12 protein-coding genes are annotated in these 12937 nt (G+C 68.8%); 9 read left to right on the forward strand and 3 right to left on the reverse strand.

The window, feature by feature from the left end; translation table 11 throughout:
- The first annotated feature begins 47 nt into the window (after positions 1-47).
- Complete coding sequence (gene wrbA, locus ACILRJ_RS10945) at positions 48-647, forward strand: NAD(P)H:quinone oxidoreductase (protein WP_395683222.1); 600 nt, start codon at positions 48-50, stop codon at positions 645-647.
- A complete protein-coding gene (locus tag ACILRJ_RS10950; RefSeq protein ID WP_395683223.1) occupies positions 644-1024 on the forward strand; it encodes a DUF2069 domain-containing protein in 381 nt (126 codons plus the stop codon). Before wrbA ends, ACILRJ_RS10950 begins: the two co-directional genes overlap by 4 nt.
- Before the next feature lie 93 nt (positions 1025-1117).
- Here ACILRJ_RS10950 and ACILRJ_RS10955 read toward each other — a convergent pair whose 3' ends face one another.
- Positions 1118-2077: a LysR substrate-binding domain-containing protein gene (locus ACILRJ_RS10955; protein ID WP_395683224.1), complete on the reverse strand. Its 960-nt coding sequence runs from the start codon at positions 2075-2077 to the stop codon at positions 1118-1120.
- 116 nt (positions 2078-2193) lie between these two features.
- Here ACILRJ_RS10955 and ACILRJ_RS10960 point away from each other — a divergent pair, with 116 nt between their 5' ends.
- The 7 genes from ACILRJ_RS10960 to ACILRJ_RS10990 all read left to right on the forward strand — a co-directional run bounded on the left by ACILRJ_RS10960 (position 2194) and on the right by ACILRJ_RS10990 (position 12126).
- Complete coding sequence (locus tag ACILRJ_RS10960) at positions 2194-2775, forward strand: FMN-dependent NADH-azoreductase (RefSeq protein ID WP_395683225.1); 582 nt, start codon at positions 2194-2196, stop codon at positions 2773-2775.
- Positions 2776-2837: 62 nt separating this feature from the next.
- Positions 2838-4232: an oxygen-independent coproporphyrinogen III oxidase gene (gene hemN / locus ACILRJ_RS10965; protein ID WP_395683226.1), complete on the forward strand. Its 1395-nt coding sequence runs from the start codon at positions 2838-2840 to the stop codon at positions 4230-4232.
- Between the two features lie 27 nt (positions 4233-4259).
- Positions 4260-5021: a helix-turn-helix domain-containing protein gene (locus ACILRJ_RS10970; RefSeq protein ID WP_395683227.1), complete on the forward strand. Its 762-nt coding sequence runs from the start codon at positions 4260-4262 to the stop codon at positions 5019-5021.
- Between the two features lie 193 nt (positions 5022-5214).
- Positions 5215-7488 carry a nitric-oxide reductase large subunit gene (locus ACILRJ_RS10975; protein ID WP_395683228.1) on the forward strand — a complete coding sequence of 758 codons (2274 nt, stop codon included), beginning with the start codon at positions 5215-5217 and terminating at the stop codon, positions 7486-7488.
- Between the two features lie 143 nt (positions 7489-7631).
- On the forward strand, positions 7632-9560 hold the full coding sequence (locus ACILRJ_RS10980) for a pyridoxal phosphate-dependent decarboxylase family protein (RefSeq protein WP_395683229.1): 1929 nt from the start codon (positions 7632-7634) through the stop codon (positions 9558-9560).
- Positions 9557-10636 (forward strand): PLP-dependent cysteine synthase family protein, encoded by a 1080-nt coding sequence (locus tag ACILRJ_RS10985; RefSeq protein ID WP_395683230.1) that lies wholly within the window; start codon positions 9557-9559, stop codon positions 10634-10636. The genes ACILRJ_RS10980 and ACILRJ_RS10985 overlap by 4 nt, the downstream gene beginning before the upstream one ends.
- Complete coding sequence (locus ACILRJ_RS10990) at positions 10633-12126, forward strand: UbiD family decarboxylase (RefSeq protein WP_395683231.1); 1494 nt, start codon at positions 10633-10635, stop codon at positions 12124-12126. Before ACILRJ_RS10985 ends, ACILRJ_RS10990 begins: the two co-directional genes overlap by 4 nt.
- A gap of 13 nt (positions 12127-12139) precedes the next feature.
- Here ACILRJ_RS10990 and ACILRJ_RS10995 read toward each other — a convergent pair whose 3' ends face one another.
- Both ACILRJ_RS10995 and ACILRJ_RS11000 read right to left on the reverse strand, forming a co-directional pair.
- Positions 12140-12427 carry a hypothetical protein gene (locus ACILRJ_RS10995; RefSeq protein WP_395683232.1) on the reverse strand — a complete coding sequence of 96 codons (288 nt, stop codon included), beginning with the start codon at positions 12425-12427 and terminating at the stop codon, positions 12140-12142.
- A 22-nt stretch (positions 12428-12449) separates the two neighbouring features.
- On the reverse strand, positions 12450-12932 hold the full coding sequence (locus ACILRJ_RS11000) for a DnrO protein (RefSeq protein WP_395683233.1): 483 nt from the start codon (positions 12930-12932) through the stop codon (positions 12450-12452).
- Positions 12933-12937: the final 5 nt, after the last annotated feature.

A 12937-nucleotide genomic window follows, 5' to 3' on the forward strand; every position in this document is an offset into this window, starting at 1 on the left:
GGCCCTCGACAGCTTATTATCGGCGCCCTGCACCCACGAGCCCGCCGATGAACGAAATCCTCGTCCTCTACTACAGCCGCACCGGCAAGGTCGCGCAGCTCGCGCGGCTGGTCGCGCGCGGGGTCGAGGAAATCGACGGCATGCGCGCACGCCTGCGCAGCGTGCCGCCGGTCGCGCCGGTGACGGAAACCGCCGCACCACCCGAGCCCGACGAGGGTGCGCCGTACGCAACGCGCGCGGACCTGCGCGAATGCGTCGGCCTCGCGCTCGGCAGCCCGACGCGCTTCGGCAACATGGCGGCGCCGCTGAAGCATTTCCTGGACACCACGTCGGCGGAATGGGCGTCGGGCTCGCTGGTCGGCAAACCGGCCGGCGTGTTCACTTCGACCAGCACCATGCACGGCGGCCAGGAAACGACCCTGCTCTCGATGATGCTGCCGCTGCTGCATCAGGGCATGCTGATCGTCGGCATTCCGTACACCGAAATCGCGTTGAACCGCACGCGCGGCGGCGGCTCGCCCTACGGCGCCAGCCATGTAGCGGGCACGTCCGGCGAAAATCCGATCGACGACGACGAACGCCTGCTCGCGCGCGCTCTCGGCCGGCGCATCGCCGAGATCGCGCGCCGGCTCGGAGCCGGCGCATGAACGCACGCTCGATCTCGTTCGCGACCTGGGCTGCGCTCGTGCTGCTGCAGCCGGCGTGGTATTTGCTGCTCGCGCCGCCGGCAGGCGGCAGCCCGTGGCTCGCGCTCGCTCTGACCGTCCCGCCGCTGCTGCTGCCGTTGACCGCACTGCGCAGTGGCCCGCGCCGCGCGCTGCTGTGGATCGGCATCGTCGCGCTGTTCTACTTCTGCCACGGCATCGTTGCCGCATGGGTCGTGCCGTCCGCGCGCCTGCCTGCGCTGATCGAAACCGCGCTGTGCGTGGTCCTGATCGCCGCGTTCGGCTACGACACGCAACTGCTCAAGCGCAAGGCAACGGCAAGCCGCTCGGAAAACGCAGCACGCCAGGCACGCCAATAAGTCGTCATCCCGGCTAAACCCGGGATCCAGTTCCCGCCTTCAATTGCACAGACCTTCCCAAGCTGTTCATGGGCATGCGCGCTCGCGCGCGCTTCACGGCGCGACGCCGCGCCTGCACTGCTGGTGCTTGTACTCGACCGCGCCGGGCAGCTTGTCGGCGAGGAAGTCGACCAGCGCACGCACGCTCGGCAGTTGCCCACGCCGGCTCGGGTAGACGAAGTGCATCACGCCCTGCGGGATGCTCCAGTCGGGCAGCGCAACCTCGAGCTCGCCGCGCGCGATCGCCGGCGCACACACGAATTCCGGCAGGCTCGCCACGCCCTGCCCGCGTCGCGCTGCCTCCAGCAGCAACGCGAAATCCCCGCACACGACGCGCGCCTGCATCTCCACGGTCGCCTTGGCGCCGGCGGTGCCGTTGAGCTCCAGCATCTGCGCGCCGTCATGCTCGAATCGCGACAACAGCGGCAGGCGCTCTAGGTCGTCCGGCTCGCGCGGCCGCCCGTGCGCATCGAGGAACGCCGGCGACGCCACCAGCAGCTCGCGCGAATGGCCGAACGTGCGCAGGATCAGCGACGAGTCGGTGTCGAGCTTCTCGCGCACGCGGATCGCGAGATCGAAACCCTCGCCGATGACGTCGACGCGCCGATTGCTCGACAACACGCGCACCTGCACCTTCGGATACGCGGCGAGAAAATCCGGCAGCACGTGCGCGACGATCGTCTGCACCAGCGATACCGGGCAGCTCACGCGCACGATCCCGCGCGGCTCCGCGCGCAGTTCGTCGACGACGTCCTGCGCCGCCTGCGCTTCTTCGAGCGCGGCGCGGCAATGCGCGTAGAAGCGCTCGCCGATTTCGGTCACCGCGAAGCGCCGCGTGGTCCGCTGCAGCAGGCGCACGCCGAGGCGTTCCTCGAGCTGCGCGATGCGCTTGCTGAGGCGCGACTTCGGCGTGCCGAGCGCGCGTCCCGCCGCCGAAAAACCCCGATGGTCGACCACGGCCACGAAGAAGCGCAGGTCGTTGAGATCGTGCAAGGCGCCGTCATTGCTGGCCATCATCGTTTCCACAGGAGAACGAACAGTCGCATATTGCCGTACTTATCAAGAGATTGTCCACCGCGTATCGTTACTGGCGTCCGGAGATCCCTTTTCCGCCGTTTCAGGAGCCTGTCATGAACATCCTGCATGTCGATTCCAGCGCACTTGGTGGCCATTCGGTCTCGCGCGAACTCAGCCACGCCGTCATGGCGACGCTGACGCGCAACCATCCTGCCGCCCTCGTCACGTATCGCGACCTCGCCGCGAATCCGCTGCCGCACTGGGCGCCCGCCGCCGACGCCAGCGATCCCGCCGTGCGTACCGGCAGCGAGGCACTCGACGAATTTCTCGCCGCCGACATCGTCGTGATCGGCGCACCGATGTACAACTTCTCGATCCCCAGCACGCTGAAGGCCTGGATCGACCGCATCGCCGTCGCCGGCAGGACGTTCCGCTACGGCGCGAGCGGGCCCGAAGGACTCGCCGGCGGCAAGCGCGTGGTGATCGTCTCCTCGCGCGGCGGCATCTACAGCGAAGGCGCGATGCAGGCACTCGACTTCCAGGAAGCCTACCTGCGCAAGCTGTTCGGCTTCCTCGGCGTCACCGACATCGAGGTCGTGCGCGCGGAAGGCGTGAACTTCTCACCCGAGAGCAAGCAGCGCGCAATCGCCTCGGCGCATGCAACGATCGATGCCGGCGAACGCATCGCGGCGTGAGGCACGCTCACGCTTGACGCCGATCAAGGCAGGCGGATGGCACCTCGCGCAGCATGCATGCCATGAACGCACCATTTGCCGCCACCGCCTTCGACCGCGAGCTCGTCGCCCGTTACGACGTCGACGCGCCGCGCTACACCTCGTATCCAACCGCGCCGCACTTCCGCGACAGCTTCGGCGAAGCGGACCTGCTGCGCGCGATCCGCGCCTCCAACGGCGATCCCATCCCGCGCGACCTTTCGGTCTACGTGCACGTTCCGTTCTGCCTGTCGCCGTGCTTCTACTGCGGCTGTGCGCGCATCATCACGCATGACAAATCCAAGGCAGCGAGCTACCTGACGCGCCTGTACCGCGAGATCGAACGGATCGCCCCGACGTTCGATCGCGACCGGCCGCTCGCGCAACTGCATTTCGGCGGCGGCACGCCGAACTTCCTCGACGTCGAGCAGATGCTGGAGCTGATCGAGTCGATAGGCCGCCACTTCTCCTTCAGCCGCGACGCGGGGCGCGAGTTCGGCATCGAGATCGACCCGCGTTTCTGCAGCGAGGACTACGCGCGACAGGTCGCGGCGGCGGGCATCAACCGCGTCTCGCTCGGCGTGCAGGACTTCGACCCGGCGGTGCAGCGCGCGATCAACCGCGTACAGAGCGTCGAAGAGACCGCCGCAGTCATGGCCGGCGCGCGTGCCGGCGGCGTGCGCTCGGTCAACATCGATCTCATCTACGGCCTGCCGTTGCAGACGCCGGCGTCGTTCGCGGCGACGCTGGAGCAGGTGATTGCGCTGCGGCCGGAGCGCGTCGCCGCGTACGGTTACGCCCACCTGCCCGAGCGTTTCGCGGCGCAGAAGCAGATTGCCAAGCACGACCTGCCGGATGCGGCGACACGCCTGACCCTGCTGCAGCAGACGGTCGAGATGCTGACCGCGGCCGGTTACGTGCACATCGGCGTCGATCATTTCGCGCTGCCCGGCGACGACCTCGCCCGGGCATTCGCGGACGGCACGCTGCACCGCAATTTCCAGGGCTATTCGACCCATGCAACCTGCGACCTGATCGGTTTCGGCATGAGCGCGATCAGCCATGTCGGCGACACCTTCAGCCAGAACGCGAAGGATCTGGTCGGCTACTATGCCGCGCTCGACAACGGCCGCCTGCCGGTCGCGCGCGGCCTGCGCCTCGACGACGACGACGGCATTCGCGCGGACCTGATCCAGCAGCTGATGTGCGCGGGCGAAATCGACGTCGCCGCGTTCGAGGCGCGCCACATGGTCGACTTCCCGCGCTACTTCCACGGCGCACTGGGGCAGCTCGGCGCACTGGAACAGGACGGCCTCGTCACGCGCACCGCAGGCCGCATCATGGTCACGCCGCGCGGCCGCTACCTCCTGCGTGTCATCGCCCGTTGCTTCGACGCCTATGCCGACCACCCGAGAATCCGGTACTCTCGCGCGATGTGACGGCACGCGCCGGAGGCGGCGTCGACGATGGGGCACGACGAAACGATCACGGGCCGCATCGCGGCACCGAATCCGATTGCGAACGACGGCAGCGAGGAGCGCTTCTGCTCGACGTGCGCGTTCGGCTCGGTCTGCATCGGGCGAGGCGTCGACAAAATCGCCCTGCACGAACTGCACTGCCTGGTCGAACACGTCGGCCCCTACCAGGCCGGCGACGTGGTGTTCCGCCACGGCGAGCGTTTCGACGCGATCTACGCGGTGCGCGCCGGCACCGTCAAGACACGCCTGCTCGATCTGGAAGGCCGCGAGCTCGTGCTGGGTTTCCACCTGCCGGGCGAACTGATCGGGCTCGACGCGATCCACGCGGAGGAGTATCCGTGCGATGCGGTCGCGCTCGACACGGTCGAGGTCTGCCGCTTCTCGTTCCCGGCGCTGTCCACCCTCGCGACGCGCCTGCCCGGCGTGCAGCAGGAGCTGTTCCGGCGCATGAGCAAGGACATCGGCGGCAACGTGCTGCTGGTCGGCGACTACTCCGCCGACGAACGGCTCGCCGCATTCCTCGTGACGCTCGGCCAGCGCTATGCGGACCGCGGCTTCCCGGTCGGCTTGCTGCATCTGGCGATGTCGCGCGGCGACATCGCCAACTATCTGCGTCTCGCCGCCGAAACCGTCAGCCGCGTGCTGCGCCGGTTCCAGGACCAGGGCCTGATCCGCGTCGAGGGACGCGACCTCACGATCGCGAAACCGGCCGAACTGTTCGCGCTGGCGCGGCCGATCCTCAAGCGCTGAATCCCGCGCGGAGCACACCGCGTGCGCGTCGCGCATCGGCGCCACGTTCCTGCGGAACCGGTCGTCCACGGGCGGGCTCCCGCCCCCGGGGCGAAACATCACGAGGTGTCGGTGCGCGACGCTTGACCTGCGTCAGTGCGAGCAATGCCGCGTCGCGGCACGCTGCCGCGGACAAAATAGAAGGAGCGCCGCGATGTCCACGACCACCCGTCTCTGGATCGCCCTCGGCACACTGCTCGGCGTCACGTTCGCCGTGCTGTTGTGGATGGGGCGCGAGATCTACCACCAGGCACCGCCCGTGCCCGAACGCGTCGCGACGCCGAGCGGGCAGGTGCTCTATACGCGCGCCGACATCGAGTCGGGCCGACAGGTCTGGCAGAGCATCGGCGGCCAGCAGCTCGGATCCATCTGGGGCCACGGCGCGCTGATCGCGCCGGACTGGAGCGCGGACTGGTTGCATCGCGAAGCGGACGAACTGCTTGGCGTGTGGGCGCGTCGCGACGAGGGCGCTGCGTGGGCGACGCTCGATGAAGGCCGCCAGGAAGCGCTGAAGGCGCGCCTGCGCAAGGAATTGCGCACGAACGGCTACGACGCCGGCAGCGGCACCATCACGGTCTCCGACGAACGTGCGATCGCGATCTCGAACGTGGCGGCGCACTACGAGAGCGTGTTCAGCAACGATCCGGCGTCGGACAAGCTGCGTGCGACCTACGCGATGCGCGACGGCACCGTCGACACGCCCGAACATCGGCGCGAGCTGACTGCGTTCTTCTTCTGGAGCGCATGGGCGACGGTCACCACGCGCCCCGGCGCGGCAATGAGCTACACAAGCAACTGGCCGTACGATCCCGTGGTCGGCAACACGCCGACCTCGAGCGCGTTCCTGTGGACGGTGTTCAGCGTGCTGTTCATGATCGCCGGCATCGGCCTGCTCGCCTGGCACTACGCGGTCTGGCACCGCAACGAGCCGCACCTCGTCCCGCCCGCGCAGGATCCGCTCGCGGGCCTGAAGATCACGCCTTCGATGCGTGCGACCGCAAAGTACTTCTGGGTCGTGATCGCGCTGTTCCTGACCCAGATCCTGCTCGGCGCGATCACCGCGCACTACCAGGTCGAGAAGGACTTCTACGGCGTCGCGATCTCCGAAGCGCTGCCGTACTCGCTGTCGCGATCGTGGCACACCGAACTCGCGGTGCTGTGGATCGCGACCGCGTGGCTCGGCACCGGCCTGTACATCGCACCGGCCGTGTCCGGGCATGAACCGAAGTTCCAGCGCCTCGGCGTCAATTTCCTGTGGACCTGCCTGCTCGTGATCGTGGTCGGTGCGTTCGCCGGCCAGTGGTTCGCGGTGATGCAGAAGCTCGGCCTCGCCAACAACTTCTGGTTCGGCCACCAGGGCTGGGAATACGTCGATCTCGGCCGCTTCTGGCAGATCTTCCTGTTCGTCGGGCTCGTGCTCTGGCTCGTGCTCATGGGCCGCGCGCTGTGGCCGGCGCTGCGGCGCAAGGACGACCTCGCCTCGATCGTCGGCCTGCTGTTCCTGTCGACGGTCGCCATCGCGGCGTTCTATGCCGCAGGCCTCATGTGGGGCGAGCACACCCACATCTCGGTGGTCGAGTACTGGCGCTGGTGGGTGGTGCACCTGTGGGTCGAAGGCTTCTTCGAGGTGTTCGCGGTCGCGGTGATGTCGTTCCTGTTCGTCAAGCTCGGCCTCGTGCGTGCACGCACGGCGACCGTCAACGTGCTGTTCGCGACGATCGTGTTCATGGCCGGCGGCGTGCTCGGCACGTTCCACCACTTGTACTTCGCCGGCACCACCACCGCGGTGATCGCGCTCGGCGCGTCGTTCTCCGCGCTCGAAGTCGTGCCGCTCGCGCTGATCGGCATGGAAGCGTACGAGACCTGGTCGCACGGGCGCGCGACGCCGTGGATGGCGCGCTACCGCTGGCCGATCCTGTTCTTCCTCGCGGTGTCGTTCTGGAACCTGGTCGGCGCCGGCCTGTTCGGCTTCCTCATCAACACGCCGCTCGCGCTGTACTACATGCAGGACCTCAACCTCACGCCGCTGCATGGCCACACGGCGCTGTTCGGCGTGTACGGCATGCTCGGCCTCGGCCTGATGCTGTTCTGCCTGCGCGGCCTCAAGCCCGACGTGCAGTGGCATGACGGCCGCCTGCGCGGCGCGTTCTGGTCACTCAACATCGGCCTCGTGCTGATGGCGCTGCTGACCCTGCTGCCGCTCGGCGTGCTGCAGCTCTCGGCCGCGCTCGACCACGGCTACTGGTACGCGCGCTCCGAGCACTTCATGGACCAGGCGATCGTGCACCTGCTGATCTGGATGCGCATGCCCGGCGACACGATCTTCGCGGTCGGCGCACTGCTGTTCGCCTGGTTCGTGCTGCGCCTGTGGATCGCGCCGCGCAAGGCGGCGGCGCGCATCGGCGAGGCGGCAGAACAGCACGGCTGATGCCTGTGCACGGCGGCAGCGCGGCACGCCCGCGCTGCCGCCGTGCTTTTTCCCCCTGCGGCACGCTTGACGCCGGTCAACGCGCCGCGCGCGGCGGCCGCGCATGCTCGCGGCAATTCCTGCGAGCGACGATCATGATATCCGTGCGCAATCGCGCCACACCCGCACATGACTACGCGCTGGACGCGTGTTTCCTCGGACCGTACGGCGAGAACGACACGCTGCTCGAAAAGCTGCTGGTCGAGTTCCTGCGCGACCATGTCTACTGGCGTCGCAACTTCCATCCGGAGGACCCGCCGGCGATCGGCACCGAGTCGGCCCGGCATCCGGACTACCTCGCGTTCGAGGCGCGCACGCGCCGCGAGCTGCACCAGCTTTCCGCGGCGCTGAAGCGCTCGGTACCGTTCCACAGTCCGCGCTACATCGGCCACATGGCGTCGGACCTGCTGCTGCCGGGCCTCGCCGCGCACATGCTCGCTCTGCCCTACAACCCGAACAATGTCAGCGAGGATTCCGCTCCGGTCACGATCGACATGGAAGTCCAGGTCGGCCTGCAGCTCGCGCGCATGCTCGGCTACGTGCACGACACGACGCGGCCGGACTGCGCGTTTGGCCACCTCGCCTCGGGCGGCACCACGGCGAACTACCAGGCGCTGCGCCTCGCGCTGGCGATGAAGGCGTTTCCTCTCGCGCTGCGCGCGGCGCGCGTGCCGGACCTCGACGTGCCCGAAGACGACTGGCACGCGTTCAATCTTCCCGGCGACGCGGTCATCGCGCTGTTGCAGGCGTGGCAGCGCTGGCTTGCCGCGCAGCCGATGGCCGAGAGCACGCGCTGGCGCGAACGCGTCGACGCCGCGCGCATCGAGCGGCTTGGCCTTGCCGGGTTCTTCGCGAAACATCCCGCGCTGCGCGTGCCGCGCGTACTCGCGCCGATCACGGCGCACTACTCGTGGAGCAAGGGCGTGAAGCTGCTCGGCCTCGGCAGTGCGCAACTTGACCTGCTGCCGACGCGCGGCATGCGCCTCGATCTCGACGCACTGGAGGAGCAGCTCGACCGATGCGCGCGCGAGCGCCAACCGGTACTGATGGCGGTCGCCGTGCTCGGCAGCACCGAGTACGGCACGATCGATCCGGTCGACGGCGTGCTCGCCGCGCGTGCACGAAGCCGCGCGCGCGGGCTCGACTTCGCCGTGCACGTCGACGCCGCCTGGGGCGGCTACCTCGCCACCCTGTTCCGCAACGAGGACGGTTCGTTGCGCTCGCGCGCGGAAGTCGCCGACGAATTCACCTACTTTCCCTCGCCCGCCCTGCATGCCGCATTCGGCGCGCTCGGCGACACTGATTCGATCACCGTCGATCCGCACAAGCTCGGCTACCTGCCGTTCGGCAGCGGTGCGTTCGTGTGCCGCGACCATCGCGCGATGGATCTGCTTGCCGAACGCGCCGACTACGTGTTCCATGGTGACGCGGCGACCGACTACGCGACGCATGCACGCAACCTCGGCCGCTTCGTCGTCGAGGGCTCGAAATCGGGTGCTGCCGCCGCCGGTGTCTACGTCGCGCACAAGGTTCTGCCGCTCGACCATCGCCACTTCGGGCGCCTGCCGCGCGCGACCGTGCGGGCTGCCGAGGCATTCCATGACCGCGCGCTGCGCTTCGCCGACGAGGTCGCGCCGCACCTGCATGCGCGCATCCCGTTCGAGCCGGACAGCAATCTCGTCTGCCTCGCGCTGAATCCTCGCGGCAACACCTCGCTGGCCGGCGCGAACGCGTTCATGCAGCGCCTGTGCGTGATGCTGCGCGCCGATCCGCGCCAGCCGTTGCAGGTCAAGGAGTTCTTCGGATCCACTACCACGCTGCGGCCGGACCTGCTCGGCAATCTCGAAGCCGCGCGCATCTTCCGCTCGCTCGGCCTCGACGCCGAATCCAGCGAGCCGCTGCTGATCCTGCGCCACACGCTGATGAATCCGTACCTGATCGATGGCGAGAACGGCATCAGCTACGTCGACCTGTATTTCGATTTCCTGACCCGCTGCACGGCGGCGCTGATGAACGGCGAGCGTGCGGCGTGACGCGCGGCACCGACGCGCGCGCCTGGGTACACGCGGCGATCGACGCGCTCGAGCGCGAAGCCGCGCGCTCGGCCGATACGCATCTGCTCAAGATCGACCTGCCCGGCTTTCCCGGCATCGACTTCTACTTCAAGGACGAAGCCGCGCATCCGACCGGCAGCCTCAAGCACCGCCTGGCGCGCTCGCTCTACCTGTACGCGTTGTGCAACGGCCGCCTGCACGAGGGTCAGCGCGTGGTCGATGCCTCCTCCGGCAGCACCGCGATCGCCGAGGCCTGGTTCGCGCGCCTGCTCGGACTGGAGTTCACCGCCGTGATGCCCGCCTGCACCGCGCCGGCGAAGATCCGAGCGGTCGAGGCGCTCGGGGCACGTTGCGATCTCGTCGATGATCCGGCCAGCGTGCACGATCGCGCGCGCGAACATGCCGCGCGCGGCGCCTGCCATCTGGACCAGTTCGGCCTCGCCGAGCGCGCGACCGACTGGCGCGGCAACAACAACATCGCCGAATCGATCCTCGGCCAGCTCGCACGCGAGCCGCATTCGCGACCGGCCTGGATCGTCTGCGGCGCGGGCACCGGTGGCACCTCGGCGACGATCGGACGCTACCTGCGCTACCGGCGGCTGCCGACCCGGTTGTGCATCGCCGAACCGAGCGGCAGCGCCTATGCGCGCGGCTGGCGTACACGCGATGCCGAGGCGCGCGCGAGCGCGCCGACCGTGATCGAAGGCATCGGCCGGCCGCGGGTCGAGCCCGGCTTCCTGTTCGAGATCGCCGATGCGGTCGCGGAGATCGACGACGAAGCCTCGATCGCCGCGACCGGACTGCTCGAGGAACTGCTTGGACGGCGCTACGGTGGCTCGTCAGGCACCAACCTCGTCGCCTGCCTGCAACTCGCCTGCGACATGCGCGAGCGCGACGAACGCGGCAGCATCGTCAGCCTGCTGTGCGATCGCGGCGAGCGCTACGCGGAAACGCTGTTCGATCCGGACTGGCTCGGCGCGCGCGATCTCGATCCGTCGCACTGGATGGCCGCGCTGCGTCGTTGCGTCGACACCGGGCACTGGCACGACGCATGAGCTTCCACGATCTGCGCAGCTTCCTCGCGAGTCTCGAGCGCGAGCGCGATCTGGTGCGAGTCGGCGTCCCGGTCGACCCGCACCTCGAATCGACCGCACTGTGCCTGCGCGCGCTGCGCGAGGACGGCCCCGCCTTGCTGATGGAACGGCCGCACGGCTCACGACACGCACTGCTCGGCAACCTGTTCGGCCACCGCCGGCGCATCGAACGCGCGCTCGGCGGTCGTCCGCTCGCCTCGCTGCGCGAGCTCGGTCGACTGCTCGCCGCGGTGAAGGAGCCACGCTGGCCGTCGAGCCTGCGCGACGCGCTCGCGCAGTGGCCGGAGCTCGCGCAGCTCGCGCACGTCGCGCCGCAGACCGTGCATGAAGCAGCCTTCCTCGATGAGACGCTCGAACGCGACGACATCGATCTTGCGCGCCTGCCGGTCCAGCACTGCTGGCCGGGCGACGCAGGCAAGCTCGTCACGCTCGGCCTCGTCGTCACGCGCGGCACGCGCCAGCGCCGCCAGAACGTTGCGATCTATCGCCAGCAGGTGATCGGGCCGAATCGCCTGATCATGCGCTGGCTGCCGCATCGCGGCGGTGCGCTCGACCATGCCGACTGGTGCGCCATGCATCCGGAGCAGCCGTTTCCGCTGCTGGTCGCGCTGGGTGTCGATCCTGCCACCTTGCTCGCTGCGGCCGCACCGGTGCCCGACAGCTTGTCCGAATACGAGTTCGCCGGCCTGTTGCGCGGCCGGCGCACGCGCGTCTGGCACAGCGAGCTCACCGGCCTCGACGCGCCGGCGGGCGCCGAGATCGTGCTCGAAGGGTTCGTTCATCCCGGCGACCGCGCGCTGGAAGGGCCATTCGGCGACCACACCGGGTACTACAACACGCAGGACCGGTTTCCGGTATTCACGATCGAGCGCATGCGCCTGCGCCGCGATGCGATCTACCACGGCAGCTACATGGGACGCGCGCCGCACGACGAACCGTCGGTGCTCGCGCTGGCGCTCAACGACGTGTTCGTGCCGATCCTGCAGAAGGTGTTCCCGGAAATCGTCGATTTCCACCTGCCGCCGGAAGCCTGTTCCTACCGCATCGCGGTGGTCGCGATCCGCAAGCAGTACGCCGGTCATGCGCGGCGCATGATGATGGGCGTGTGGTCGTACCTGCGCCAGTTCACCTACACCAAGTTCGTGATCGTGGTCGACGCCGACATCGACGCGCGCGACTGGTCACAGGTGATCTGGGCGATCGCCACCCGCGTCGATCCCGCGCGCGATGCGATGCTGGTCGAGAACACGCCGATCGACTACCTCGACTTCGCAAGTCCCGTCGCCGGCCTAGGATCGAAACTCGGCCTCGATGCGACGAACAAGTGGCCGGGCGAAACGACGCGCGAATGGGGCCGGCCGATCGTGCCGGACGCGGCAGTCGAACGGCGCGTCGACGCGCTGTGGTCGATGCTGCGCGCGGATGCGGGCGCCGCGCGGGCGACGCGCTGAAGCACGCAAGGGCTCAGTCGGGTGCGGCCAAGGCCGCGCGCACTTCGCGCACCTGATCCTGCAGCGCGCGATAGGAATGTTCCCACTGGCCCGCACGCGGCACCGCTCGCTCGAAGCGCAGCAGCCGATCGGCGGCATCGGCCAGCTGCGCGCGCAGGCGCTCGATTTCGGCGAGGGCCGCCTCGTGCTCGTCCTTGCCGATGAAGGACACCTTGCGGTCGCGGCAGACGCCGATGCAGACCTGCGGCGCCTCGATCTTGCCGCAACCGATGCATTGCCAGGCCTGGATGTAGTCGGTCATGGCCGTTGACCCCGCTGCGCGCTCAACGCGTGTGGGCGCCGCCTTTCGGCTGCGCCTGCCAGTGCGGATCGTCGAAGTGGCGCGGATAGTCCGCGACCGCATCGCGCATCGCCTGAATCGCGGCCTTGTCGGCCGGATCGCCGTGCAGGCGCTGCGCGCCCGCAAGCAACGGCACGAGGATGCCGTGCAAGGCGGCATCCGCGTCCGGCGCGAGCTTGCAGTTGGCGAAGATCGACGAAACCGCGCCTTCGATCGCGCCCGCCTGCTCGCGTGCCTGGTCCGCCGACATGTGTCCCATCTCGTGATGGCGCAGTTCGGCCAGCGCGTCCTGCACGCGCCGCATGCCGTCGCTCAGCGGCGCATCCGGCGCCCAGCGCGCCTGCGACGCCGTAGCCGGTGCCGTCGCGACGGCATGCGCGGCGTGATCGTGCGTGGACGGCACGTCCGCCGCGAGAACGGCGCATGGCGCGCCAAGAATGGAAAGGAAGATGGGGAGCAGTCGCATGGCAA

Origin of the sequence: Dokdonella sp., from assembly GCF_044227025.1 — a bacterium.
GTDB lineage: Bacteria > Pseudomonadota > Gammaproteobacteria > Xanthomonadales > Rhodanobacteraceae > Dokdonella_A.

Coding starts and splice junctions, on each gene's coding strand:
- ACILRJ_RS10995 (WP_395683232.1), bottom strand. CDS start 12,427: ATGACCGACTACATCCAGGCCTGGCAATGCATCGGTTGCGGCAAGATC.
- hemN (WP_395683226.1), top strand. CDS start 2,838: ATGAACGCACCATTTGCCGCCACCGCCTTCGACCGCGAGCTCGTCGCC.
- ACILRJ_RS10955 (WP_395683224.1), bottom strand. CDS start 2,077: ATGGCCAGCAATGACGGCGCCTTGCACGATCTCAACGACCTGCGCTTC.
- ACILRJ_RS10970 (WP_395683227.1), top strand. CDS start 4,260: ATGGGGCACGACGAAACGATCACGGGCCGCATCGCGGCACCGAATCCG.
- ACILRJ_RS10950 (WP_395683223.1), top strand. CDS start 644: ATGAACGCACGCTCGATCTCGTTCGCGACCTGGGCTGCGCTCGTGCTG.
- ACILRJ_RS10960 (WP_395683225.1), top strand. CDS start 2,194: ATGAACATCCTGCATGTCGATTCCAGCGCACTTGGTGGCCATTCGGTC.
- ACILRJ_RS11000 (WP_395683233.1), bottom strand. CDS start 12,932: ATGCGACTGCTCCCCATCTTCCTTTCCATTCTTGGCGCGCCATGCGCC.
- wrbA (WP_395683222.1), top strand. CDS start 48: ATGAACGAAATCCTCGTCCTCTACTACAGCCGCACCGGCAAGGTCGCG.
- ACILRJ_RS10990 (WP_395683231.1), top strand. CDS start 10,633: ATGAGCTTCCACGATCTGCGCAGCTTCCTCGCGAGTCTCGAGCGCGAG.
- ACILRJ_RS10975 (WP_395683228.1), top strand. CDS start 5,215: ATGTCCACGACCACCCGTCTCTGGATCGCCCTCGGCACACTGCTCGGC.